The following is a 25,838-nucleotide window of genomic DNA, read 5'->3' on the forward strand; positions in this document are numbered from 1 at the left end:
ATTAGTCCTCCCCCAGCTTTACGGCTTGATGGATCTGCATCCGTGACAGCAGAATACCGACGATTCCGATTCCGATAACCAGTGTCACAGCAATGAACGTATAAATGATTTGTTCATCTTGCGGCATCGAAATGACGGTAAAGGGAGGAACTTGCTTATCGGCATGCAAATAGAGACTGAGCGCAGGCAAAAATAGACTATTTGCCAGCTTGCCCGCTGTCATCCCTATCGCAAAAGCGACGCCAAACGTCAAGAGCTGCTCCCACGCGAGTATGGCAAGAAGCTGTCTGAATGGCATTCCCATCGCGCGAAACACGCCGTATTGCAATTTTCTGGCTCCAAGTGTAAGCACCCAGTACAACACGTAGCCGATAAAGGTGACTAGCATGGAAAGCAGGAACCCAAGCGTCAGTGATCCGTTCAGCCCCAAATAAAATGCGTTGTTTTTCATCTGGATGACTTGCTGTTTGGCATTATTCAGCGTGGCGAGCTTGACTCCTTCTTGTGACAGACCCTTGTAAAGCGATTCAGAAGACGTTCCCTCTTTCATTTTGATCCAAACCTCATACGGCTCCAGGCGAATTTTGTCTTGCACGAACGGGAGATTGGCGACTGCCAAATACTGTTCTTCTACGCTGTTTCCGTATGTGCTTTTTACAGGAGTAGGGTTCCATCCCGGCCAGTAATCTACGATGGCATACACAATCATTTCAACCCTGCGAGAATCCCCCCAACCGAGCAGGATGGTTTGTCCCTCCACCACGTGCAGCTTGTCAGCGAGGCTGCGAGACAGCAATAAGGCACGTGGTTCTTTTGCTATCAGATTCAAATAATCGTGAAAGTGATGCGGCAACAAGTCAGACTTCATCCAAGCGGTCTTAGCAAACTCTTTGGGGTCGATCCCCATCAAGGTGATGTCCTTCACAGGATCGCCCCGAAAAGAAGCCTCCGCCAGGCCGTTCACAAAGACTTTTGTTGCATGCTCAACCTCAGGCAATCGACTGTACATTTCGAAATCCGGCTCTACATACTGAACGGGAGGAGCGGTAGGCGCTTGTTCCACTCCTGCTTCCTCACCTTCTTCCGCATTCCTTCCTCCCCGATAGACCGTTACTTCCGGTTTGTCGCTCTGCCACTCTGCCTTCAAGCGAACATCCGCGCCAATTTGGTAACGGATTCTCTCCTCTGCATTTTGATTGATCGTCCGTGCCATGCTTGCACTGAACATTCCTACTGCGACCGTAATCGTCACAAACAGCATGAGAAAATGATACTGCCGTGGAGCTCTCCCTACCTGAACCAGCGTCGTATGCAGAGAAAGCGGGAGGAAGGAGCGTCCTGCCCAAGACATCAGACGCAGCAGCCACGGGTACAATCGGAGAAGCAGCAGACCAAAACCGAGCGAGAACAGAACGGGCACAAAAAAGAGAAGGAAATCGATCGAGACGGCCGAAGCCCCTTCGCTCGTTTTTGCTGCGGTTTCAGCGGCGTTTTGATAGGAATACCATCCATACCACGAGACCGCAAGCAGCAATACGTCCAAAAACAGTCGGTGCCAAATGGCATGTCCACTCATTCTCGCCATGTTTTGCTTGTGCGTGACGATATTTTGCCTAGTTGCCATAAACACAGAAATCAAAACGAGTGTGATGCAGGCAAGCACCATCCACGAGGCATACACGAATACTTCCGGACTGATCGTGACATCCAAACCTTTGCGATCGACAAATTCAAGAAATCCATTCGAGACGCCAAGTATCTTACTAAGCTCAATCCCCACAAAGGGACCGATCAAGAAGGCGCATAACCCAAGAATGGCAATCTCCATGAAATAAATAGAAAAAATCTGCATTCTGCTGGCTCCCCTGCTGCCCAGCACAGCGATTTCCGTTCGTTGCCTTTCCACAATTAATCCCGAAATCATCACGAGATAAAGGCCCAGCATAATGAAAATGGGGATGTAGAGCGACCAGAGAATGGTTTTGAATTGCTTCTCTTGCTCATTGTACTTGCCCACGAGATTAGCCGCCGGAAACTGAACGTTAATCTCCGCTTTTTTCAATCCATGCTGTTGCAGCTTCCCTTCGATTCCGGCCACCAATGAATTCAGCTTCTCAGTATCGCTGATTCGAAAGGATTGGTAGTGAAAGGCCGTATACATCTGGGTTGAAATAACCAGATTTTTCTCTTCCAAAAACACACTCCGAAAAAGCCGTTCATCCAATACGAAGCCACTGGAGTATTCACTGGCCGAAGCAAACCAATAAGGATCGTTCCCCTCTTTTTCCTTAAAAACACCGACCGGCTTAATTCGTACCTTGAGTCCTTCTACCTGGTTGGTGGTCAACTCATACAAGCTGCCTAGCACCATCTGGCGGTCCTTTAACGCTTTTTCCGTCACCAGCGCCTCGTACACGCCATCAACGGGGGTTGCAGCAGGCAGGCGACCGTCAACCAGCGTCATATGCTGCTCAAGTCCACTCAGCGAATAGATCCGCGAACTGTCGGAACTGAATGGGCTCTTCGGCTGTATGTTTTCCTGAATGGCATTAAAGAGAATGGTCCGCAAAACTGTCACTTCTGTATACACCGGGACATCCAGTTGAGCAATTACTTCGTTTTGCAGATGAGCGGTCATTTCGTCTACAAGAGCTGCCCCATTCTTTTCCAGCTTGTTTTGATTGACTACGATCAGCAAGCCACCGGGGAAGCGGTTCACATTCTTCTGGTATTCCTCCATATCCTTGGTCAACATGCGTTGGAGTACGCCTGACGTGAATGCGGGTATACTCGATACCAATCCGACAGCGACGACCAGCCCGATCAACAGACTGCCGACCAGCCAGCGGTTATTCATCATTTTCCGCAAGATCATTTGCAGCATCGCCACGAGTTTGTCCCCCTATTCCAAAATAACCAGTTGGCCTGCCGAAAGACCTTTGCGAATCTCAACCTCTGTCTGGGTCATGATCCCAGTTTCCACGTCCACTTCCTTCTTGCTATTCCCGTCGAGCACCCGGACGTACTTCCTGCCCGATAAATCATGAAGGGCTTTTCTCGGTATAAAAAGCGTCTGATCCTGTTTGTCCACAATCACTTCCATACTGACTCCTGTCCCGATTTCCAAGCCCTTTGGAGGGATTTTCGGAGTAATGAGTAGACTTCTCTGATACAGCTTCGTCAAATCCTCTGGTAAATTGGAAGGGACATGCAGGGGCGTCTGAACAACTGTCCCCTCGCCTTTTTCGCCGTCTTTACCGGTGAGAATCACTTTCATCCCTTCCCTAACATCTTGCAGTGCCTCTTTCTCGGGCGCGATATACATGACGAACAGCTTGTTCGGATCGCCTATCGTTACCAACTTTTGATGCGCTTCCACCTCATCTCCCACCTGCCCGTTGCTTGTAAACAGCACGATGCCGTCAAAGGGCGCGATCAGCTTGGTCTCGTTCCAACGCTGTTGCAGGTTCTTCAGGTCCATCTCTTTTTGCTTCACGTTTAGTCTGGCACGCTCCACCACGTACTGCTGCTTCTTGGGATCCTGCAATTTCGCCAAGTCTAGCTTAACCTTTTCCAATTCGATCTTGGCTAGCTTGGTTTCGTTTACCTTGGCGTTCATCTCTGCCTTCATAACGTCCAGCTTCGCGGATTCGACTTCGTAGTGATTATCCTGCTGGGCTTCAAGCAGCTCCAGTTTTGCCTTCTCCACTTCATACTTGGCCGACTCGATCTCCCTCTCCATTTCAGCTGCATCCAATTCAGCAAGTACCTGTCCTTTTTTCACCTGATCGCCGCCTTGGACAGAGAACGACTTCAGCCGCAGTCCCTTCGTCTCTGGGAAAGAGAGCTCCGCCGTTTTCACGGTCGTGAAGGAAGCGTTTCCTTTCACACTTTTTACGATTGGCCCTTGTAAAACTTCTGCTACTTCATATTTGATTGGTGACGGCTCCACTAATGGCGGAGCCAGAACCTCCTCTTCCTTAGGAAATAGCGAACAGCCCGTCAACAAAAGGAAAACGGTCAAGTACGCCCATTTTATTTTGCTATTCCTTGATACGGCCGTCCTCCAATTCATAGACATCGTCCGCCACCTCCATTACACCAGGATCATGTGTCGTCATGACAATGCTCATAGTACCTTCATCGACCAGTTGGCGAAACAAACGGCTAATTTGCTGACCTGTTTTACTATCCAGCTCAGCTGTCGGCTCATCCGCCAGTAGTAGTGTCGGCCTGTTCGCAACAGCTCTGGCAATCGCACAGCGTTGCTGTTCCCCACCAGACATCTCAAACGGTCGATGATGCGCCCGTTTGGACAGCCCAACGATGTCAAGCGATTCGCGAACGCGCTCCCTCCATTCGGCAGCAGGCACCCCTGACAGCCGGAGTCCAAACTCGACGTTTTCAGCGGCTGACATCAGCGGAAGCAAGCCAAACGACTGGAAGATAAACGCCATGTTCTTTTGCCTAATCTTCGTTCGCTCATAATCCGATAGCTGGCCGATTTCTCGTCCCTGAAAGTACACGCTCCCTACCGTCGGACGATCGAGACCACCCAAAAGGTTTAATAGAGTCGTTTTTCCTGATCCTGATCTGCCTTTTAGTACGAGCAATCGTCCTGATTCGACGCGCATTTTTACGCCCGCAAGCGCTCTGACGGCAGTTGCCCCTCTACCAAACGTGCGTTCTACGTTTTTTGTCTCTGCAATGAACGACAAAATGACACCCCCGAAAATATGTCTGAAAAATACGAGTTTTATTAATAGTAACTTAATCAGAATCCATTGTTTAATAAAATTGGAATAAACTAATATAAATAAAAATAAATTCAGCGGTATGGTCACCATAACCACTTACCAAAAGAAAAAAGGCAACCCCCTTTGGTTCTACTGGCAATCGGTTCGGTTATCGTCATTAGGCGTTTTATTCGTCATTTATACAGGGGCAGAGCTGCATTTTGATGTACGTATCCTCTGGATTGTATTGACGATGCTGACGTTCGCGCCCTCGATCATACTTGTCTGGTTGTTGGGACATCGACTCCCTCCTCTCGTGATGACGCTCGTATCCAATTTGATCGGCGTCGGATCGATGCTGCCTTTTGTCCTGATCAGCATCCCTACGGCCACCGTGAAAAGAAGAAGCTCTCCTCGCTTTCATCTGAGCAAAGCAGTTCGTCGCATTTTTCATAGTAAAACAGTCGGAATTGTAGTTGAGAAGTACAATTTCCTTGCCTTATACTAGACGAAAGCGGGCGAGTCTGTACCGTTACATCGTGATAAGAGGAGGCGACAGTCCATGTCTACCGTAAAACTATCCCAGTGGGAAACGATGCTGTTAGAGGCAGCCCGTGCCCATGGATTCGTCGATGAAGAAATCATCCATAAGCTGAGAACAGGTAACCCTGTGCCTTTTTCGGATGTGGAGGGCGGTAAGTACGATTACACCCATCTGTTTGAACTGTCCAAAAATGATCCCTCTACGCTGGAAGCTGCGATTCGCGAAGGCTACCAGATCAAGTTCACCACTATTAACGGGATCAAGTTTTTACTGAACAAACGCTACAACATCCAACCAGAGCATGATTATCAAGTTGAGGAAACAGCGCTGCACCACGTTCGCTTACCAGACGATGCATTGGCGTGGATGCGCAGGACAATCTCCCATAACTGGCGAATAGTTGAACTAGAAAAGCTCGCGGACACCAAGGAAACGCTCGTCAGATTTGAACTGGCAGCATCGTAAATACAAAAGAGCACTTTCCTTAGGGAAGAGTGCTCTTTATTCGAAATGCGGAGTATTCGAAGGAGACTAATGATGACAAAGCAAGCGTATATCCAACACATTCAAGCAACGTATCCGGAATTGACCATCACTTCCGCCTCCTTTAACGAAATGGGCCAAAACAATGATGTGCTCATCGTCAATGATGCGTATGTGTTTCGCTTCCCGAAATATACCGCCGGAATCGAGCAGCTAAAGGTCGAAACGAACATTTTACGCACGGTAAAACCATATCTCTCCCTGCCGATTCCGACTCCGATCTATTTGTCCTTTGCCGCGGAAATACCTGGGCGGGTGTTTGCCGGATATCCGCTACTCGAAGGTGAGCCTTTTACCCGAGAAGCTTTTCAAGCAGCCTCTCGTCAAAATTCGGTACCGACTGTCGCTGCCCAGCTGGCACAATTTCTTTATGAACTGCACCGGCTTCCCGTCTCCGCCTTGCTCCCGGAGCTTATCCCTGGCGATTTTGACATGGCCAAGCAGTTGACTGAGCTGTATGAACAGATTGTATCGAAGTTGTTCCCGGCCATGCGTGAGCAAGCAAAAAAAGATGTGGCAGAGCGCTTTGAAGTGTACCTGGCAGACCCTGCCCACTTTGATTTTCAGCCTTGCCTGACTCACGGAGATTTTGGCACAGGGAATATCTTGTACTCCCCGATAAAACAACGCATCACAGGCATCATCGATTTTGGCGGCTCAGGTGTGGGCGATCCGGCATATGACCTCGCTGGACTTTGCGCGAGCTACGGGGAACCGTTTTTGCAGCACTTCACTCCGGTGTACCCCCAGCTTGAGCAGGTGATGACAAGGATGAGATTTTACCGCAGTACATTTGCTTTGGAAGAAGCGCTGTTTGGTCTGGAAAACGACGATGAGACAGCGTACCAAGCTGGCATGCGGGACTACCTCTAGCCTTTTACAGCACCCTGTGTGAGCCCTTCTACCAAGTACTTTTGGCAAAAGGCAAACAGGAGCATGATCGGCACAATGACGCGAAACAGGGCGCTCAACCGGGAACAGCCGTCCATCATCGCTGCTTCCTCCAAGGCGTTGGGTATCCGTTGGAAAAAATCTTTACCAATTTTTTCGTTTTCTTTACTCTTTTTTCAGTGCGGCTTTCCTGACACTATTTATTTGACTAAGTAGAACAAATCAGTTAGTATTTTATATGCTATAGCATATAAAAGGAGTTTGGATTTTCTATGGAATTATTCAATCTGACCGGATTTCTCCTTCACCGTACAGATATGAAAATGACGAACTATTTTAAGAAGAGGTTAAAGCAATTGGAGATCACGCCAGAGCAATGGGGAATTCTTAGTGTCATGGATGGAGAAAGAGCGATCACACAAAAGGAACTTTCGGATGCGATTGACCGCGATCAAACCACCGTCGTCAGGATGATTTACTCGCTTGAAAAAAAGGGAATCGTCATTCGCACTTTAAATGACGCGGATCGACGCTCACATAACTTGTTGCTGAGTGACAAAGGCATGGAGCTAAAATCAAAGCTTCTACCCGTTGTTACCGACGCGCATAACCATGTAACGCAAAACCTTACCGATGTAGAGATTGCGGAATTGCATGCTTTGCTCGACAAACTCTATCAAGTCGTAAAAGATGAATAAATAGAGGTCAGATACTTTCTCCATCAAATACATGCTATAGCATACACTTAGTTTGATACAAAATAACGAAAGTGAGGAAGCTGTCATGGTTATGACCCTAATCGTTTTGCAAGTCATTGTTGCGATCTTCTTTATGTTTACAGGTACAAAAATTATTTCCGGTAAAATGGCGAATGAATTTGACCGCTTTGGACTCCCACCCATCTTTAACTTCTTAACTGGCTTTATTGAGATCATCAGTTCCATTGGCTTGATTATTGGGATATGGTTTTCGATCGCGGCATTATTAGCTGGATTGCTTTTAGGCGTGACCATGTTGGTAGCTGCCTTCATTCTACTCGCCATTGCTAGAGATCCATTTCCGAAAGCAATACCGGCTCTCGTTCTTAGCGTTCTCTCCTTTTTCATCTCGACGTATCATTATTTAGCCTAGACAGGGGAATCCCAATACAGTCATAACAGCGGCGAGTGGAAGACTTTAGGATCATGTCTTCGGTCGCCGCTGTTTCATTTATGGAGTCAGCCTAGAACTTGTCTTCGCTCCTACAGAGCATCCTCAGCCCCATGAGGACTGCCCATGCTTGTTGCTGTTTTTTGAAAAAGAAGCGCAGGGGTTGTCCATTTTGTACATCGATCAGCGTATCGTGGCTACTGGCCCGTAATGCGTACTCCATACCAGCTACCTCTGCTACAGGAACATCAGCTCGAAGGAAGAGCCGCAATCTTCCGCCTTCTCTTGACGTGTACGTCCCGACGAGCTTCTCTAGCTCTTCTCTCGTTGGCGTATAAAGCGGGGCTTCGTCTTCTTTGTGTGTAAGCGGTAAACCAAGGGTAGCATTCACAGCAGCCAGCCAGACACCCCGAATCGGCACATTTTCCAAATTGGAAAGGACGGTTACGACTAGCCCTTTTTCCGGAACGAATCCGAAGTTCGACGACACCCCGGGCTGACCTCCGCCATGCTCAACTAGCGTTATTCCTGCATACCTGGGCGTTGTTTTGAGCGCATAGCCATACCAGGTGTCTTTTGTCAGTCGATGAACTGGCTGCCACATGGCTCTAAGCGAGGCCCTATCTACTACCTGCTTCTCTTGATAGCGCCCAGCATTAACATAGAGCTGACCGTATTTTAGCAAATCAACGACATTGGAGCGGATGCCTCCCCCCACTTCATAGTTGCCGAGCGTGGGCCACGGCACCTTTTTCAGTTGCTGCTCCTCCCCTTTGACATAAGGAACGGAGACATCGGCAAAGCGAGCAACTTCTTCCAGGTTATAGGTCGAGCGATTCATTTCGAGCGGCGCTAGCATGCGTTCTGTTACAAAGGTACGGTAGCGCTGCCCAGTGACACGCTCGATAATAGCTCCCAGCAGGATAAACATGTCGTTGCTGTAACTGATATACTCACCCGGCATACCAAGTGGAGCAAATTGGACTTCGTTCAAATAGGCAATATGCTCGGGAAGTTTCGTCAGTTCTTCACGTCGTAGCAGTGGTGGAACACCTGAAGTGTGAGAGAGCAAATGATGGATCGTGATTTTGTCAGTATGTATGTCTCCCTTACCTTGTAAATCAGGCAAATAGCTGCGAATCGGGTCGTCAACAGACAGCTTGCCTTCTGCCACGAGTTGCATGATGGCGGCAGTGGTAAACGATTTGGTAACCGAAGCAATGCCGAAAATGGTCTCGGGTGTTACTGGCTGATTCGTCCCCAGTTCGGTGACACCAAAACCCTTTTGATAGATGGTTTCACCATCCCAGGAGATGCCAATGGAGAGCCCCGGCACCTTTTCCTTCTCCATGAACTGTTGCACAAATGCTTCCAGAGCTGAAACGCTTGCGTGGTCCATTCCATTCCCCTGCCTTTGGCTGAAAGATTCTAGCTAGCAAAAAGAGTGTTCCAAAAGCTATTCGACCTCCTCCCATTCAAAAGAATAGGCCAACACATCGATACATGAGTCATGCGCGCATAATACCCAATGCTTGACTCTAGGGGACGTAAACCCAAATGCTTCTTTTAGTGTCGACTCCATAACTTCGTAAAATCCCGGATTTGGGCAAACATCCGTTTTATCCCATTCATCACGCAAAGACATTCTCCCATCATAGTACTGATCGAGCATGCTGAAATCATATCGATCGTAGCCCTCCATTTTACCGTACATCGTAAAAAGACAAATCGGCTGGAAAGTAATTTTGATGATAGCACTGCCCGCCTTATTGTATTCGTCGTCAGGGATGTCCTCCCCATATTGCTCTTGCAGCTTAGACAAGACTTTATCGTAGCGCTTTTTATTATATCCACACAACATTTCCACGCTTACTTCCCGCTCCTCATAACCAGTAAAACCGACGAAATCATGTGAGGGGCTGATCATCCAGGGAACTTCGACAGGTACAACTTTCATTTGACTCATTGATTTACCTCCACTTCAAAGAACACCCTTTCAGCAAATGTCATCCCAAGATAGCTGTACTTTATATTCACTCTGTTTATGGCTTCATGATGAATAAGACTAAGTCCATGAATTTCATCGTTTTTCGTAGCAGTACCCTCATCCATTTTTTTAAAATAAGCAGAAGGAAATGTACCCGCTTTTACCACTATATCCTCTATATTCTGAAATCCATACGGTTTGGAGCCCGAATTATCATAATCATCCGTTATGATGAACCCTTGTAATGCATTACCCCATTCCCACAACAACAGATTTATGATTTTTGCTTGAAACAAGGGTACCAATATCCAATGGGGGATTACCTTTCACAAGAATATAAAAACCTCCCACAAATGTTGCTAGAAGTAGGATAGAAATCAACAGTTTTTTCTTCAATTTCCCCATCCTTAATCGTTGTTTTTTCATGTGCTATTGAAAACTATATTTTGGTATATTCTAAAAGAAATAGCCGACATCCTGCCCTTTAGGCAGAAATAGCGGCTGTCCGTTCCCTTACGAATTATGATTGAATAAACTCCATCAGCTTCTTATTAAAATCATCCGCTTGTTCAATCGGCATGCCATGCCCACTGTTATCAAACGGAAACAGCTTCGACCCTTTGATTTGCTGCTGGGTGAGCTCGGCGCTTTTGAATGGAATCAATTGATCGTGAATCCCATGAAAAATTCCGGTTGGCACGCGGATTTGACCCAAGTCATTGATGACATTCTCTCTCACTGCTGCTTGCATGATTTTGATGAGCGCATAGGAAGCGGAATCCAGTCCCATTTTGACAAACCACTGGAGCGTAGCAGTTCCTAAATTTCGATTGAAAAACTGCAAAGAAACTGTATTTAATAATTCAGGCAAATTGGCGTACATCTGACTGATCAGCTCCTCCGCTTGCTCCTTCGAGACACCGTAAGGAGAACCCGGCATTTTCACAAAGGAAGGAGAAACCGCATCCACTAACGCTAGCTTGGAAATATGCCGCCCCTCATAACGAGACATATACCGAATCGAAATGGCTCCACCCACTGAAAAGCCTAGCAAGACTGCATCCCTAATCTGTAATGCTTCCAAAACGACGTAGATGTCATCTGCCAAGCGATCATACGTATAGCCGCTCCATGGTTTGTCCGATTGACCGTTGCCGCGTATGTCCATGGCAACACAGCGGAACCCATGCTGGGGAAGTACGTTGAATTGGTAGGAAAACATGCTATGGTTGAGCGGCCAGCCGTGAACGAAAAAAATGGTTTTGCTATTCGGGCCAGGATTGAGGTCTTCAACGAAAACCGTGATACCCTTTTCGACTTCAATGTACATAACCCTACCTCCTGTTACACACCATGCATCTCCTTACACTCAAGGTATGTCACCAGTTGTAGGGTTATGTTCCTACTCTCCTATGCCCTGACTTGGGTACGCATGAACGATTCGTCCTTTTCTTCCCGTTGTCGTGACTGCTTGTGAAAGAGAATGGTAGATCGCTTCCTCTGTGGCTTCTGCCGCAGCAGCAAACAGCTCGTTCATGATCGGGTGATCCTCGCGTAGTTGCACGCGCGTTTCCGTAACGGCCGTTGTCTGATGTGGAACTTTTTGCGCTGTAGAAAAGGCGATGACGATGTCGCCGCTTCCGTGCCCAAAATGGCTCCCCGTGCGTCCCAAGCCGATTCCTGCGCGCTTTGCTACCCGAAGCAGTTGCCGATCACTGAGCGGCGCATCTGTCGCCAGTACGATGATGATGGAGCCATCCTCGGACTTCTCTACTGCGTTTTCATTGCTTTTCCAGCTTGTGAACAGATGGGCTCCCAAGAAATCATTCTTGTTGCCAAAGTTACTGAGTACCAAAGATCCCAATGTATACGCCTGCTCCTCAGCTACTACGATACGAGAAGACGAGCCGATACCACCCTTATAGCCAAAGGCAATCATCCCCGTCCCTGCCCCGACAGCTCCTTCTTCTACGGCTTGGTCCGTTGCGTTCTGAATCGCTTCTCTAGCATCTTCCGGGCGCACGACACAGCGGCGAATGGAATTGAGATGACCATCGTTGCATTCGCCCACGACGATGTTGATCGTCCCGGTCGTGTCCCCAATCTCTTCGTTGGTATCCAGCATGTACTGCAGAGTCCCTTGTGTGACCGCGGGAACGGAAAACGTATTGGTGAGCATAATAGGCGATTCCAATACCCCCAGCTCATTTACTTGCACGAGCCCCGTCGTTTTGCCGAAGCCGTTGATCACATAGCTGGCCGCGGTTACCTTTTCCCGAAACAAGCTGCCGCCATGTGGCAAAATGGCTGTCACTCCTGTACATGCATAGTCGTCGTTGTCCAGCTCATGCTGGATCGTCACATGTCCGACTCGGACTCCGACTACATCTGTAATGTCATTTTTCTCACCGACAGGCAACCTCCCGATTTTCGCACCGAGCTGCCGAATTTTTTTCGTCATGCCTTTCATTCCTTTCGTGCATCTATGCCGATCGCTTACACGGGACGATTGCGCAGAAAGTTCTCATAAGCAAACCCGCGCACTTCTTCTTCCTTATAATGCTTGAGCAGCTGATTGATCAGGTTTTGGCTCTGTCCCGCATGCTCCAAGCCCACGACCTTTGCGGTAATGCCGTCGAAGTCAGAGCCGAGCCCGATATGGCGCACGCCACCGAGTGAACAAAAATGATCGATATGCTTGATTAGATCATCTATCGTGGTTGGTGTCGTTTCCTTGATAAACTGGGTGCAGTAGACGACATGTACATTCGCGCCTTTGGCAAATAACGCTTTCGCCTGTTCATCCTTCAGATTGCGTGGATGGTCGCAGATCGCTCGTGCATTTGAATGACTCGCGATCGGGTATGTAGCCAGCTCAATCGTATCCCAGAAGCTGCCCTCCCCTAGATGGGAGACGTCCGTCAACATTTTATGCTCATTGTGGAACTGAATGATTTCCTTACCAAAGGTCGTCAGTCCAGCATTCCTCGGTTCCAGCGCACCATCCGCAGCGAGATTCGCGAAGTTCCAAGTGAGACCCACAGAACGAACCCCTAATTGATACAAAATGTGCAGCTTCTTCATATCGTTGCCGATTGGCTCTACACCTTCCAACGTCAGCAATGCTCCGATCTCTCCTTCTTGCAAACGGTCGAGATCGCTCCAATCACGGATTTGTTTTATTTCTGGATGTTTTCCGAGAACCTCTGTATAAAAGTAATGAATTTGATCCAAAGCTTTTTGAAAACGTTGCTCCGTAGACAATTCAGGTGATGTCCAGATTGCATAGCACTGCAGCTTTACCCCGCCATCGTGTAGCCGTTTCCTGTTGACGTCCAGCTCCTCCGCATCCGCAAAGGACAGAGCCCCATTTTTCTCCCAAATTTTCAGAAGTGCATCACAGTGCAAATCGATAATCGGCATCTTGGCCATCTGCATCCATCCCTTGTACTAATTTCCTTTGAGAACACTACCTATTCTGTTAATTTTAAGGTAATGTATTTTGGAGAGCGAATCCAATAAATTATTGCAATAAGTCTCTTCAGAAAACATTATCGAGGCATTTCGCTTTCACACTGTGAAACGCGTAAACTTTCCTGCGCGTTTAAAAATTCTCATAATGGAGCCACTACTCATGAACATGGAGCAAATGGAAGCATTCATCTTTGTCGCCCTAACCGGGAGCTTCAGCAAAACCGCTGATTTGCTCTATCTATCACAGCCCACGGTCAGCATGCGAATCAAGGCACTCGAGACAACTTTGGGCTGCAAGTTGTTTCAACGAACGGGTCATACGATTTCTCTTACAAAAGAAGGCGATCTGTTCCTTCCCTATGCGAAAAACATCATACACATGCTGCAAGAGGGGCAGCAAGCGATTCAACGATCGCAAGGCGATGTAGAGGGAGAATTGACTATCTCCACCGTTTTTGTCTCCGCCTTTTACATTTTGCCTGACCTCATCCAGCAATTCCAGCAGTTGTACCCCAAAATCAAACTGACGATCCTCACCGGACATTCCCATCAGGTGCTCGATATGGTTCTGAACCACGAGGTGTCATTTGGAATTGCTCGGGCCGTTACCCATCCACAGATTAACCGGATTCAGCTGATGCCGGATGACATGGTCTTAGCGATTTATCCCGACCATACATTTGGATTCCGCCATCAGGTTTCCATTGAAGAAGTCGCACGCGAACGACTGATCTTGTTCAATCGGGGCTCGCTCGACTGGAAGATGATCAATAATGCGTTCAGCCATTTTCAGCTACAAAACAATGTCGTCATGGAGGCTGACAACATCGAGGTCGTGAAACGGATGGTCAAACAACGGCTGGGCATCGCCTTTTTGCCTCGGTTTGCCATCTCCAAAGACTTGGACGAAGGAGAGCTCCAGGAAGTAGACGTCTTGAATCTGCCGCAAATCAACCGGAACTTCGAGCTGATTTACCTCAAGGATACACCTGTTCACGGGATAATGCGTACGTTTATCGACTTTTTGATGCAGAGCAAAGCCTTGCAGCAGTAGGGAGAAACGGAAGATGCCCTTTAAGACACCTGCGCAGAATCCATCAAAAATGCTGGTCCTCCTGGAGAGGAATTGGATGAAAAAAAGCCGATATTCATTACAGTAGTAGAGAATATCGGCTTTTTTTCATGATCGAGGGTTTTCCCTGTATAAAGAAAATAATCGAGTAGCTTTTATTTAGAAATAGTTCATACTCATTGCTTCACGTATCTCTTGCATTGTTTCTTTTGCTACAAGGCGTGCTTTTTCTGTACCGACATAAGAATTTCATCGACCTTTTTTGGGTGCTCGCAATCTCGTTCGAATGATCATCTCCGCCGTCACGACAAGTCCAATCATGGCGGCATAAACACCGATTGTGTAGCTGAGCTCATACGGCAAACCTACCACCTTCTCTACGATCAGCTTCACGAGATGAATCAGCATGTTGGTGAACAAGAAGACGAAACTCCGGACCATCCATTCCTTATGCTTCATGACTTGACGCTTTTTAATTTTGACGAGCGCCGTAATGGTGATAGCTGGCCAGATGATGTTCAATAAATGGAAGGGCCAACTCGCCACTTTTCCGCCTGTTACATAAGGAGCCATATATCCCGATGTGACTACCACAACCAACACACTAAACAGATAAACATAGCCTGTTACTTTATGTAGCTTGCGGTTCTTAGCGAGCAGCTTGTCCGAAAAATTAGCCACTCCACAGACCAGCGCAATCAGGGCGAAAAACAAATGGACATACATGACCGTAAGCCAGATCGATGTGTTCATTCGCTCTTTGTTGTAATCAGATTTGTGACTGAGAAAGCCTTTCGCTTCTGGATCGATGATAAAATTTTGCACAAGCGCATACGTGATCGCCAGACAAGCGACGAAAATGACAATCGAATACGGTTTGATACGGTTCATCCTGCCACACAACCCTTTGTCGGATTTTTTGATACCGAACGGTTCGGTCTCTTTTTGATTTTACTTGAATGCCTTCTTTCGTACACGAGAGAAATGTTACAATAACTTGGACGAATATAGACCGTGTTGGCCGAATGAAAGGACTATCGCAATGCGAAAAGGCGAAAAAACAAAGCTGCATATTATCCAGAAGTCAGCAGAGCTGTTTAATCAAAACGGTTATACAGGAACCTCCATGCAAGACATCATGGATGCCACGGGACTTACCAAAGGCGCCCTCTACAGAGGTTTTGCCAGTAAAGATGAAATTGCAATCGAGGCCTTCAAATATGCTGGTGAAATATTGAATGAACATTTTGCGGCTGCGCTAGAAAAACAGGACACAGCCACTGCAAAACTCGTAGCCATGGCAAAGGTATATTCTGATGCAGTAAACAATCCCCCGCTCCAAGGCGGCTGCCCGCTTCTCAACACTGCCGTCGAAAGTGACCATTCGTTCCCTGTTCTTCGCGATTATGCCGTCGCCGCTTACCAAGAGACCATTTCGTTCATGCAGGGATTGCTGGAAGAAGGAATCGCCCAGGGAGAATTTCGTTCCGACGTGGACGCAGAAGCAGTCGCTTCGGTTATCTTCTCTTCCATTGAAGGGGCCATAATGGCAAGCAGACTCACCCGCGATAACAAGCATGTCCATTTTGCCATCAAGCATATTGAGCAGCTTTTACAGACATACAGACTCTAGCAAAAAGAAAAGAGCAGTCGCGCAGGATGTGATACACCTGCCTACCTGCTCTTTTTTCGTGGAATTTTCCTGCTACTTTCTATTTGATGTAGTGTACTTTTTCATGTCCAAGCAATGCTTCCAGCACTTGCTGTACTTTCACGCCTGTCTCAAACGTAACCAGTCGGGCATCTCCACCATTCATCGCAATGGACAGCTCATCCAACAGCAGGGAGAGACGGTCTTGCTGTGGAACTTCAGCCGGAACAAGCGCTTCGCCGTGTCCACCCACAAACAGATTGCTCCAGTTCACGACACTCAACGTCCCTTTTGACCCGTACACGCGATAATCCAAATGCTCCTCATGCGCGATACCGGCTAAGCCATTGATCGTAACCGGAGTTCCATCTGGCAGACGCAGGAAGGCCGATACACCCGTCTCGCATAACGCAGGATCTGCTGGATAGTCTAGCTCAGAGCGGACTACATGTAGGTCTCCGAAGAGCGCGTAAGTCAGATGAGTGAAATGAGGGAGCACTTCACGGATGAAACCGCCTTGCTCACGTCCAGCCAGCCAAGGTGTCTGCTGCCACGGACGCGGCCACTGGTGAAAATGCGTCAGGATATCGATGCGGCGGACATCTCCGATTTCGTCGAGTCTGCGGGAGAGCTCAGGAAAAATGCCTTGATAAAAGAGCGGGAAGTTCATCGCATGGACAACCCCTGCGTCATTTGCTGCTTCCAACATCTCTTGCGCTTCTGTCAACGAATTGGCCAACGGCTTTTCGCAGAGCAAATGCTTTTTATGCGCCAGGACATCCAGAGCAATCGCGTGATGGAATTTGGGAGGGACAGCCAAATAGATGACGTCCAGCTCTACTTTTTTCAATAATTCCTTATAATCTGTGTACCAAGGCACATCGCCGGACTTTTGCGCGGCTTCCTGTGCTCTTTCCGCAGATACATCACTCACTGCGGCTACTCGAAATTTTTCGTGGGTACGGATCGCGTTCATCATGCGTTCGCCCATGACTCCTGCGCCAATAACCCCAACGTTCCATTTCACTTGGTCCATCTACATTTCCTCTCTTCCTGGTGAATGTTCGTCTTCGTGCCTCTACCCCTTTCTCCATTGATCTGAACATTCCTTCTGGATGACCACGACGATGTTGCATGACGGAAGAAAACAGCTAGAGAACCGGTGTACCAACCATGCTCCCTAGCTGTTTCTTTATCCAACTGCTTCGTTATCCAATGTGCAAGCCAAATGTTTTTTCTCCGAACGAAACCGTCTCCATATCCATTGCTTTTGCAAAAGACACGTCCGAAACAAGTACACTCTCACGTAAAACATGAGCAAAACGCTCCAATGCTGCTCGTAGCTCATCGTCCACATCCAGTGTGAGCTGGACTCGTTTATCGATGGGCAAATCCAGCTTTTTGCGTGCATCCTGAATGACGCGGATGACTTCACGAACCAAGCCCTCTTGCTCAAGCTCTTCTGTGAGTGTCGTATTCAAGGCCACATGAAGCTGATAGCCGGATGCAGAAGCGAAGCCTTGCTTCCCTTGTTTTTCCACGAGCAGCTCATCTAGCGTAACCCGCACACTCTCGCCTGCGACCTCCACATCCAAATAGCCATCTTCTACTGCCTTCTGTGCATCGGCTGCGTTCAATTCTTTTAGATACCCTTGAATTGGTCCAACGAGCTTGCCGTATTTTTTCCCAGCTACCTTCAAGTTGAGCTTGAAATGATACGTTACGAAGCTGCTGTCGCTTTGCTCCACCCGAATGTTTTTGACATTGATCTCGTCTTCGATAATGCCAGCAAAACGCTCGAGATGAAATGGCTGCTCCATCGATACGATCAGCTCGGACAGAGGCTGTCTGGTCTTGAGTCCAGTTTCGTTGCGGACATTTCGCGCCAGCTCCACGATGTTTCGTGCGGTTTCCATGTCCCGCTCAAGGGTTTCGTCGATTGCATCTGTGTCCACCTTCGGATAGTCAGTCAAATGAACACTGCCTTCTCCCCCCAGATTGCCATACATATCTTCCGCGATCAACGGCGCGTATGGTGCGATCATCTTCGCCAGCGTCAGCAACACTTCGCGCAGAGTCTGGTAAGCCGATACTTTGTCAGGCGTCATCCCGCTGCTCCAGAAGCGATCCCGCGAACGACGGATGTACCAGTTGCTCAGCTCGTCGACAAACGCTTCTATATGCCCCGCCGGATTCATGAAATCATAGGTTTCCAGACCTTTTACTACGTGCTGCAAGGTGGTATTCAAGCGGGAAAGTATCCAACGATCTAATTCATTTACAGGTGGTTGCGGCGGATGCTCTTCTGGTTTGAATGCATCGATCAAGGCGTATAACGAATAAAAAGCATGCGTGTTATGGATCGTATCGATCACTTTGTACTTCGCCTCGGCGACGATCCGCTTGGAGAACCGCTTGCTGCTCCACGGCGCACTGTCAGACAAGAGCGCCCATCTGAACGCATCTGCACCGAACTCCTCGATAACCTCCCACGGATCGATCCCGTTTCCTTTGCTTTTGGACATCTTTTGACCGTGTTCATCCAAAACGTGACCCGTAGAGATGACCGCCTTGTAAGGCGCTTTTCCGTTATACAGAGTAGAAACTGCCAACAAGCTGAAGAACCAGCCCCGCGTCTGATCGATTCCTTCCGAAATGATGTCGGCAGGGTACTGCTCCTCGAATACCTTTTCGTCGCCAAATGGATGATGGTACTGAGCAAACGGCATCGAGCCGCTGTCGAACCACACATCAATGACCTCAGGAGTCCGTTCCATCGTTCCGCCGCAAGAGCAACGCAGCTTCACCTCATCCACAAACGGCTTGTGCAGCTCCAGCTTTTCGTCGATTGGTGCCACAGATTTCTCACGCAACTCTTTTACACTGCCTGGCGCATATTCACTGCCACAATCCTGACAAAGCCATAGATTGAGCGGCGTCCCCCAATACCGATTGCGGCTGATATTCCAGTCTACGAGCTCTTCGAGGAATTTCCCGAAGCGCCCTTCACGCAGGTGGCCCGGATACCAGTCGATCTTGCTGTTGTTTTCGATCAGCTGATCCTTGATCGCTGTCGTTTTGATGAACCAGCTCTCCATCGCGTAGTAGAGCAGTGGCGATTTGCAGCGCCAGCAAAACGGATAGCTATGATCGTAACGCTCCTTGGAAAACAGCAGACCGCGATGTGACAGGTCTTTTACGATATCTATGTCGCAATCCTTAACGAAGCGGCCCGCGAAATCCGAGATTTGATCAGTATAGCGGCCAGCCAAATTCACGACGTTCACGAAATCAAGTCCATGCTGACGGGTCGTGCGATAGTCATCCTCCCCATGCGCTGGCGCAGTATGCACGATGCCCGTTCCGCTCGTATCACTGACATAGTCCGCATCGACAACGATATGCCCATGGTTTACCTTGAGATAGCCAAAAGGCGGCTCATACGGGGTACCAACGAATTCTGCCCCTTTGTGCGTGGACAAAACCTCGCAGCCTTCCTTGAAGACTTTCTCCACGAGATTTTTTGCAACGACGTACACTTCATCCTTGTGCTTGACCCGCACGTAATCGAGCTCTTTATTGACAGCCAAAGCCGCGTTGGCGGGAAGTGTCCATGGTGTCGTCGTCCACGCAAGAAAGATATCGTCGCTTGTCTTGCTTTTAAATTTGACCGTCGCACTCAAGTCCTTCACGTCTTCATAGCCTTGCGCCACTTCATGGGAGCTAAGCGTCGTCTGGCAATCCGGGCAATACGGACTGACACGATGTCCTTTGTACAGCAGTTCTTTTTTATGAATGTCAGAAAGGATGTGCCAGACGCTTTCGATGTAGTCGTTGGTCAAGGTGACGTATGGATGCTCCATATCTGTCCAGTAAGCGATTCCTTCCGTCAGCTCGCGCCATTGTTTTTCATACTCGAAGACGCTGTTTTTGCACTCCTCGACGAACTTGGCCACTCCGTAGTTTTCGATCTCCTGCTTGCCGGAAATACCGAGTCGCTTTTCCACCCCGAGTTCTACCGGGAGACCATGCGTATCCCAGCCTGCTTTGCGGACGACACGGTAGCCAGACATCGTTTTGTAGCGTCCGATAAAATCCTTGATGACCCGTCCGAGCACATGACCGATATGCGGCTGTCCGTTGGCGGTCGGAGGCCCTTCATAAAAGACGAAATTAGGCTTTCCCAGCCGATTGTCCATCGACTTGCGGAATGTATCGTCTTTCCTCCACTGATCCAAAACGCGTAACTCTCGTGTCCTTGCTTTTTCTTTTACGTCTACTTTCCTCATCATGTACACTCCTTCTTCTATAGTTTGCGTAGAAGTGTAGGTTCATAGAACGCAAAAAAATCCCGCCCCCTAAGGGACGAGATTTGATCTCGCGATACCACCCTTGTTCCGAAATCTCCATGCAAGCATGTCATTTCGGCACCTCTACTACGTACCATCATACGCGTCCCTTGTAACGGTGGGATTCCGGGTCAGCTTACTCCAAAATGCTTCAGCTTTCCTTCTCGGAGAGGATTTTCGGCTAAGTCTTGAACGTTGGCTTTCAGCACCAGGGCCAACTCTCTGGGGAACAAGGGGATTAGCTTACTCTTTCTCGTCAATGAATTTGTTGGTGTTATTTTTGTTACTTTCCTTTTTACACGGTTTTCTAAAAACTGTCAAGGGTTAGGCCACAACGCGCTTCACGCTGCGGCGGCTTTCCACCTGCGACAAGAACAAACTGAGAATCAAGATAATCGCGCCGAACAAATACGGTGCGTTCAAATGAACCCCGTACAGCGTACCGGCCACTGCTGGGCCAAAAATATTTCCCAGACTCATATAGGCATTGTTCATCCCAGCCACGAAGCCCTGTTCATCCCCCGCTCGTTTGGAGATCAGCGTGTTGATCGCTGGACGCATAATCGACGTCAGGGTGAAGAAGATAACCGTCATAATCAGCATATACCAGAAGTTTCCGGACAAAAGCATCATCACCATCGATACCGCGGACAAGAAAAACGTCACGTTAATGAGTTTCTTCTCGCCAAAACGTGTAATGAGCTTGCCGATCAGCGCTGCCTGCACAATCGTACCAGCAAGTGCTCCCACTGTGATAATGATGGAAATATCACGTGGAGTATATGCGAACTTCGCATCGACGAACAGCGGGAAGATAACTTCGAAGTTCGCCAAGCCAAACGTCATCGTAAAGACCAGCACCAGCATGATGAAGTACGACGATTGAAACGACTTGCCGAGTTGTACGAAGATGTTTTCCTGTTTGTCTTTGGCGTTTCGTGCCGCGAGCTGCTTTTCCTTCGGAAGTGATTCTGACAAGAAGAAGATGGAACCGAGTGTGGCTACCGCACCAACTGCCGCGGAAATGTAGAACGGCATACGCAAGCCAAGCTCCGCCAAAAATCCGCCAATACCAGGCCCGATAACAAATCCGAGCGACATAGCAGCTCCGAGCATCCCCAGTCCTTTTCCACGTTTATCCTCTGTCGTGATGTCCGCTACATAAGCCAGCATGGACGGAATCATCGCTGCTGCTCCGATCCCGCCGATCAGACGAGAAAGGTAGAGCACCCATGTCTGTTCAGCCAAGGCAAAAACCAAGTTGGAGATCGTAAACAGGACGAGTCCCGCTACAATCATGATTTTTCTACCGTACTTATCGGACCATTCCCCCGCAATCGGAGAAAAAAGAAATTGGGTCACTCCAAAGGCTGCCACCAAGTATCCGGCTGTCTCCCCACCCGCGCCGAACTCTTTGAGAAATTCGGGCAAAATCGGAATAATCAAGCCAATTCCCAGCATCGCAATAAACATGTTAATCATCAGGAAGAGAATCGGTCGCTCACTATTCTCTTGTGCATTCATTTTCATTTATCCAGTCCTATCCTAGTAGATTTTTCTCTTTAGCCTTGCAGCTTCGCTTTCACACTCTCAATCACCGTGCGCCAAATAGCAGGGTCTGTTGAAATCTTTTGCTTGAAGTTGCGGTACAGCTCCTTTTGCTTTTCCTCAAAATCAGGAGCGTCAGCAGCCGGCAATCCAGCGCGGGCAGTTGTAATCATTTCCTGCACTTCCGGAGAACGAGGTCCCCAAACTCTTGCCTCGTAGCCATCCTGGTCGAGGAAAATAAAGATCGGGATCGCACGTGCTGTGCCATTGGTCAGGTATTGATCCATCAACTCCAGATTTTCGTCACGGATCAGAAAGCGCAATTCGATGTTGCTTTCCTCGGCAATTCGCTGAATGACAGGAACGCACAAGGAAGCATCCCCACACCAGTCTGCGGTCAGCACGATCCCTTTCCAATTGCGCTGGGAGAGATCCTTCCAGACAGCCAGATCCTCGTCAGTAAATGTGAGCTGCTCGTATACGCGGGACAGCTCCTCTTTGTTGACGTTCATGCTTTCTTTGTACGCGGCAAAGCTCATTCCTTTTTCAAACCAACTGTTATGATTCACGTTAGACATACTCCGTACTCCTCCTGTATAGTGAAAAATTATTGCTCCCAAATAGCAGAAGTTCCCAATCGATTGCGAATGGAAGAGCTTCTTGTTTGGCGGGCTTCTTTCCCTGACGTCTGTTTCATCGTGCTTGCCTTGGCAGTCAGGTCCATAAACCACTCTCTATCTTTGGTTGCGAGGGCGAGGTCGATCAAATCAGGCATATGCTCTTCATCATCAAAAGAGCCTACTGGAATACGTTCCATCCACTGTCTCGGAATCACCACCAGCTTGCCGATCGTCTCTTCGTTGTCGCATTGAACCACATATACTTTCGCGGTACCTCGCAATGAATCATCTGTTTCGACGAAGCCTTGAACTAACTCGCCGAATTTGGTTTTGCCCAATATCCAATCTCCGACTTCCAATAACTCATCTCGATTCATTCTCGTGCACCTCCCAATTGTAACGGAAATTATTACAGTTTCCACGTTAAAAATTTGTAACTTTACTGTTGCGAACTCTCCTGACATCCTTGACGGACTTTATCTAATACGGTCTGGATCGTAATTTGCTCCAAATATTTCGTAAAGTACATCTCTGCTTCGGTAAAAATCTGATCCATGACTCCGTGCATATTCGCAGAAACCTGACACGCTTCATGCGGATCTCCCGAACACCAGTGCGGCTTAAGCGTACCGTTCGAGATCGAGCAATAAATCTCGGCCAAGGTGACCTCATTCGGATCGCACGCGAGTATATAACCGCCGCCAATTCCCTCTTTGGTCTTCACAAACCCGTTCTTACGTAGAAGGCTCATGATTTTGCGAATTCTGGCAGGATTCGTACATACATTTTTTGCAATGAGCTCACTGCTTGCCATATGCTCCGGGATATGAGCCAACAAAGCCAAGCTGTGAACCGCTATGGTAAATTCACTATTCACGTCACAGACGGCCTCCTTGCGAAGAGTACTGTAATAATAATTCTTACAGTTACGAATGTCAACAATTGTGTGGGGGCAAACTTTTTTAAAAAACGAGAGGTTTTTAATCTTCGGTGGTCGAGGGGAAGCGCAGGCACATGTTTTCCAGTCGCCTTTTTCCTCACTGCGTTCGGGCGGTCTCCTTCCAAACATGTACCTGCGCTTTTCGGACAACAGTTGCTTCTGCGGGGCTTTTTTAAATAAGTTTTTTTATAAAAAGGATTTCATCGCGGATGGGGATGCCGTTGTCAGCGATGAGAGGGATTTCTGGTTTGATTTGGCGGGCTTTGTCTACAGCATTGATGTACAGTTCGTGAAGCTGATAGCCTCTTTTTTGGTAAAAGCCCATGGCGTGCAGGTTATCGTTGGTGGTGACGAGCTTCATGCGGTGGCAGCCTTTTTCTTTGGCGGTCTGCTCTACTTGATTGAGGAGTGCGGTCCCGATTCCTTTGTTTTCGATCACACTGTCCAAGGAAATGATTTCACATTCCTGATCTTCGAGTACATAGGAAATAAATCCGTTGATTGTACCATCTTCCCCCTTCACTGCGTAGCCATCCAGCGCATCGCATTGGAAGACGCCACTGGAGATGACCATTTGCGGACTTCCCCAGTGTTTGATGAAAAATTCAGTGATGACGTTTTTGTCCAGTTCGCTTGTTGAAATCATCCGCAAAGCCTTCACCTCTCCAAAATGATAAAGCGAAAGCCCCTGCTTGTGAGTCAGCAAGGGGCACCATATGTTTACGAGCGTACATCCAGCAGTACTTTTCCCGTACTCGCCCTGCTCTCTACCCACGCATGGGCGTTCGCTGCTTCTTCCAATGCAAAATGCTTGCCGATCTTGATGTCCAGCTGTCCATTCGCCAAATAGTCTAAAACTTGCTTGGCTGTATCTTGCAACAAGTGTGGACGCAGCTTGCGTGTCGTACCAAAGCTAAAGCCTAAAACAGAGCGGCAGCTTGCGTGCAAATCGATTGTCTTGATCTGACCGATTTCGCCGCTGGCATTGCCAAAATGGACGAGTCGGCCGTACCAAGCGAGGCACTCGAGACTACGCTCGCTCACCGTTCCAGAAATCGAGTCCAAAATGACATCAGCTCCCGCACCATCCGTCAGCGCGCGTACCCTTTCCACAAAATCTTCGCGATCATTGCAAATCACATGGTCGGCACCGGCTGATAAGGCAATTTCCGCCTTTGCCCCATTACCGACTGTGCCGATGACACGACCTGCTCCGAGCAGCTTGGCTAACTGAATCGCCGTCGTCCCGATTCCGCCTGCCGCAGCGTGAATCAGTACGGTTTCCCCTTTGGCAATGCGAGCAACCTTCGCCAACAACTGGTACGAAGTAAATGACACGACTGGGCAAGCGGCTGCTGTTTCCGTGCTGATTTGATCGGGCAATACGAAGGTCAAGCTCTCATCCGCCACGATATACTCGGCGTATGATCCGTTAGCCGGAAAGGCGATGACTCGCTGCCCCACCTTCAGGCTTTGCACCTCTTCCCCTACCTGTTCGATCACGCCAGTCGCATCGAGTCCCGGGATAAACGGCAGCTTGGCTGCGCCCTTTTTTCCGTATCTGGATTTGATATCGGCATAATTGACACTGGTCATCTCGACGCGGATCAGCACCTGTGTAGGTGACATGGATGGCATCTCGACTTCGGCATATTTCATCGTTTCCGGCCCACCTAATTCTGTTACCAGGATCGCTTTCATGAAAAACTCCTCCAGACCATAGTGGAATGATTGTCAGTTTTGAAGAACGGTCATGATCTCAGCTTTTTTCGCTGCGTACTCCTCGTCAATAAGCACTGGCGTAAACGCTGCTCGCGGCATGTCCACCAATAGATCATGCCAAGATTTGCAGCCTTGATAAGCAGCGTCAATCGGGATTTCTACCGGCTGCTCTAATCGATACATCCGCACGAACAAAATGTGCAGTGGCTGTTTTTTCTTCCAATGTAGACGCACATCTGCAAAATCATCCGTCCAGATGTGGAAAGGTGATAGCGCACGCAGCTTGGCTTCGTCCATCAGCTCTACATCGTCGGTTACTTCGGCAAAATATTTGATCGTCACCGTCTTCTTGTCCATTGTCCAGCCTTCGAGGGTCGCATCTAACAGGTGTTGGTAGTCTGTCTTTACCATGTCGCGCTTCTGGTGCTCATAGGTCGGATACAAATAGAATTGATTGTTTTCCAAGCGGAATTCTCGTGTTTCTTCGTATAACCCACCCTTGCGGATCGTGATGATCTGCTCACCTTCTCCAAGCGCTTTGACGGCGACTGCCCATTCCTTCAAGCTAAGGGGGGATAGCGGCTGTACGATCGACTGCATGCAGCAACGGCT

Annotated in this window: 26 protein-coding genes, 1 pseudogene and 1 other annotated feature; of the genes and pseudogenes, 7 read left to right on the forward strand and 20 right to left on the reverse strand. The window is 48.5% G+C overall.

Annotated elements, in window-relative coordinates; genetic code table 11:
* Position 1 precedes the first annotated feature (1 nt).
* The 3 genes from E8L90_RS15020 to E8L90_RS15030 are packed head-to-tail and all read right to left on the reverse strand — an operon-like array spanning position 2 to position 4,718.
* Positions 2–2,884, reverse strand: a complete 2,883-nt coding sequence (locus E8L90_RS15020; RefSeq protein WP_244297523.1) for an ABC transporter permease — start codon at positions 2,882–2,884, stop codon at positions 2–4.
* 18 nt (positions 2,885–2,902) lie between these two features.
* Positions 2,903–4,081 carry an efflux RND transporter periplasmic adaptor subunit gene (locus E8L90_RS15025; RefSeq protein ID WP_137030088.1) on the reverse strand — a complete coding sequence of 393 codons (1,179 nt, stop codon included), beginning with the start codon at positions 4,079–4,081 and terminating at the stop codon, positions 2,903–2,905.
* The gene (locus tag E8L90_RS15030; protein WP_137030089.1) at positions 4,044–4,718 is read right to left on the reverse strand and encodes an ABC transporter ATP-binding protein; all 675 of its coding nucleotides are present in this window, start codon (positions 4,716–4,718) and stop codon (positions 4,044–4,046) included. Before E8L90_RS15030 ends, E8L90_RS15025 begins: the two co-directional genes overlap by 38 nt.
* 118 nt (positions 4,719–4,836) lie before the next feature.
* Between E8L90_RS15030 and E8L90_RS30815 the strand changes: the two genes are divergently transcribed.
* The 3 genes from E8L90_RS30815 (at position 4,837) to E8L90_RS15045 (ending at position 6,696) form a co-directional block, all read left to right on the forward strand.
* On the forward strand, positions 4,837–5,244 hold the full coding sequence (locus E8L90_RS30815; protein WP_244297232.1) for a hypothetical protein: 408 nt from the start codon (positions 4,837–4,839) through the stop codon (positions 5,242–5,244).
* A 54-nt stretch (positions 5,245–5,298) separates the two neighbouring features.
* Entirely contained in the window at positions 5,299–5,745 is a 447-nt protein-coding gene (locus tag E8L90_RS15040; RefSeq protein ID WP_137030090.1) for a hypothetical protein, read from the forward strand.
* A gap of 72 nt (positions 5,746–5,817) precedes the next feature.
* Entirely contained in the window at positions 5,818–6,696 is an 879-nt protein-coding gene (locus E8L90_RS15045) for a phosphotransferase family protein (protein WP_137030091.1), read from the forward strand.
* Here E8L90_RS15045 and E8L90_RS31115 read toward each other — a convergent pair.
* Positions 6,693–6,854 (reverse strand): annotated as a pseudogene (locus tag E8L90_RS31115) (carbohydrate ABC transporter permease); the annotation flags it as partial. The gene E8L90_RS15045 and the pseudogene E8L90_RS31115 overlap by 4 nt on opposite strands.
* Before the next feature lie 132 nt (positions 6,855–6,986).
* Between E8L90_RS31115 and E8L90_RS15050 the strand changes: the two are divergent.
* On the forward strand, positions 6,987–7,412 hold the full coding sequence (locus E8L90_RS15050) for a MarR family winged helix-turn-helix transcriptional regulator (RefSeq protein ID WP_137030092.1): 426 nt from the start codon (positions 6,987–6,989) through the stop codon (positions 7,410–7,412).
* A gap of 91 nt (positions 7,413–7,503) precedes the next feature.
* A complete protein-coding gene (locus E8L90_RS15055) occupies positions 7,504–7,845 on the forward strand; it encodes a DoxX family protein (protein WP_137033459.1) in 342 nt (113 codons plus the stop codon).
* Positions 7,846–7,936: 91 nt separating this feature from the next.
* Here E8L90_RS15055 and E8L90_RS15060 read toward each other — a convergent pair whose 3' ends face one another.
* The 6 genes from E8L90_RS15060 to E8L90_RS15085 all read right to left on the reverse strand — a co-directional run bounded on the left by E8L90_RS15060 (position 7,937) and on the right by E8L90_RS15085 (position 13,282).
* Positions 7,937–9,262, reverse strand: a complete 1,326-nt coding sequence (locus E8L90_RS15060; RefSeq protein ID WP_137030093.1) for a serine hydrolase domain-containing protein — start codon at positions 9,260–9,262, stop codon at positions 7,937–7,939.
* Positions 9,263–9,319: 57 nt separating this feature from the next.
* Positions 9,320–9,829, reverse strand: a complete 510-nt coding sequence (locus E8L90_RS15065) for a hypothetical protein (protein WP_137030094.1) — start codon at positions 9,827–9,829, stop codon at positions 9,320–9,322.
* Positions 9,826–10,146 carry a hypothetical protein gene (locus tag E8L90_RS15070; protein WP_244297233.1) on the reverse strand — a complete coding sequence of 107 codons (321 nt, stop codon included), beginning with the start codon at positions 10,144–10,146 and terminating at the stop codon, positions 9,826–9,828. The genes E8L90_RS15065 and E8L90_RS15070 overlap by 4 nt, the downstream gene beginning before the upstream one ends.
* A 224-nt stretch (positions 10,147–10,370) precedes the next feature.
* Positions 10,371–11,180, reverse strand: coding sequence for an alpha/beta fold hydrolase (locus E8L90_RS15075; protein WP_137030095.1), 810 nt, complete (start codon positions 11,178–11,180; stop codon positions 10,371–10,373).
* A gap of 72 nt (positions 11,181–11,252) precedes the next feature.
* Positions 11,253–12,311 (reverse strand): DmpA family aminopeptidase, encoded by a 1,059-nt coding sequence (locus tag E8L90_RS15080; RefSeq protein WP_137030096.1) that lies wholly within the window; start codon positions 12,309–12,311, stop codon positions 11,253–11,255.
* Between the two features lie 35 nt (positions 12,312–12,346).
* Positions 12,347–13,282, reverse strand: a complete 936-nt coding sequence (locus tag E8L90_RS15085; RefSeq protein ID WP_137030097.1) for a dipeptidase — start codon at positions 13,280–13,282, stop codon at positions 12,347–12,349.
* Positions 13,283–13,484: 202 nt separating this feature from the next.
* On the opposite strand from E8L90_RS15085, the gene E8L90_RS15090 reads away from it, so the two are divergent.
* Positions 13,485–14,378: a LysR family transcriptional regulator gene (locus E8L90_RS15090; RefSeq protein WP_137030098.1), complete on the forward strand. Its 894-nt coding sequence runs from the start codon at positions 13,485–13,487 to the stop codon at positions 14,376–14,378.
* A gap of 267 nt (positions 14,379–14,645) precedes the next feature.
* On the opposite strand, the gene E8L90_RS15095 is transcribed toward E8L90_RS15090, so the two are convergent.
* A complete protein-coding gene (locus E8L90_RS15095) occupies positions 14,646–15,287 on the reverse strand; it encodes a DUF2306 domain-containing protein (RefSeq protein WP_137030099.1) in 642 nt (213 codons plus the stop codon).
* A 151-nt stretch (positions 15,288–15,438) separates the two neighbouring features.
* Between E8L90_RS15095 and E8L90_RS15100 the strand changes: the two genes are divergently transcribed.
* Complete coding sequence (locus E8L90_RS15100; RefSeq protein WP_137030100.1) at positions 15,439–16,029, forward strand: TetR/AcrR family transcriptional regulator; 591 nt, start codon at positions 15,439–15,441, stop codon at positions 16,027–16,029.
* A 79-nt stretch (positions 16,030–16,108) separates the two neighbouring features.
* Here the strand turns inward: E8L90_RS15100 and E8L90_RS15105 are convergent, their stop codons facing one another.
* The 9 genes from E8L90_RS15105 to E8L90_RS15145 form a co-directional block, all read right to left on the reverse strand.
* The gene (locus E8L90_RS15105; RefSeq protein ID WP_137030101.1) at positions 16,109–17,083 is read right to left on the reverse strand and encodes a Gfo/Idh/MocA family protein; all 975 of its coding nucleotides are present in this window, start codon (positions 17,081–17,083) and stop codon (positions 16,109–16,111) included.
* 172 nt (positions 17,084–17,255) lie between these two features.
* The gene (gene ileS, locus E8L90_RS15110) at positions 17,256–20,336 is read right to left on the reverse strand and encodes an isoleucine--tRNA ligase (RefSeq protein WP_137030102.1); all 3,081 of its coding nucleotides are present in this window, start codon (positions 20,334–20,336) and stop codon (positions 17,256–17,258) included.
* A 69-nt stretch (positions 20,337–20,405) separates the two neighbouring features.
* Positions 20,406–20,665 (reverse strand) — a binding site (T-box leader).
* 55 nt (positions 20,666–20,720) lie between these two features.
* Positions 20,721–21,926: an MFS transporter gene (locus tag E8L90_RS15115; RefSeq protein WP_137030103.1), complete on the reverse strand. Its 1,206-nt coding sequence runs from the start codon at positions 21,924–21,926 to the stop codon at positions 20,721–20,723.
* Between the two features lie 32 nt (positions 21,927–21,958).
* Positions 21,959–22,522: a thioredoxin family protein gene (locus tag E8L90_RS15120; RefSeq protein WP_137030104.1), complete on the reverse strand. Its 564-nt coding sequence runs from the start codon at positions 22,520–22,522 to the stop codon at positions 21,959–21,961.
* Between the two features lie 29 nt (positions 22,523–22,551).
* Complete coding sequence (locus E8L90_RS15125) at positions 22,552–22,941, reverse strand: IDEAL domain-containing protein (protein ID WP_137030105.1); 390 nt, start codon at positions 22,939–22,941, stop codon at positions 22,552–22,554.
* 62 nt (positions 22,942–23,003) lie between these two features.
* Entirely contained in the window at positions 23,004–23,441 is a 438-nt protein-coding gene (locus E8L90_RS15130; RefSeq protein WP_137030106.1) for an RrF2 family transcriptional regulator, read from the reverse strand.
* A gap of 235 nt (positions 23,442–23,676) precedes the next feature.
* Positions 23,677–24,156, reverse strand: a complete 480-nt coding sequence (locus tag E8L90_RS15135) for a GNAT family N-acetyltransferase (protein WP_137033461.1) — start codon at positions 24,154–24,156, stop codon at positions 23,677–23,679.
* 68 nt (positions 24,157–24,224) lie between these two features.
* Entirely contained in the window at positions 24,225–25,205 is a 981-nt protein-coding gene (locus tag E8L90_RS15140; RefSeq protein WP_137030107.1) for a quinone oxidoreductase family protein, read from the reverse strand.
* 33 nt (positions 25,206–25,238) lie between these two features.
* Entirely contained in the window at positions 25,239–25,826 is a 588-nt protein-coding gene (locus E8L90_RS15145; protein WP_137030108.1) for a DUF1802 family protein, read from the reverse strand.
* Positions 25,827–25,838 lie beyond the last annotated feature (12 nt).

Origin of the sequence: Brevibacillus antibioticus, assembly GCF_005217615.1 — a bacterium.
GTDB lineage: Bacteria > Bacillota > Bacilli > Brevibacillales > Brevibacillaceae > Brevibacillus > Brevibacillus antibioticus.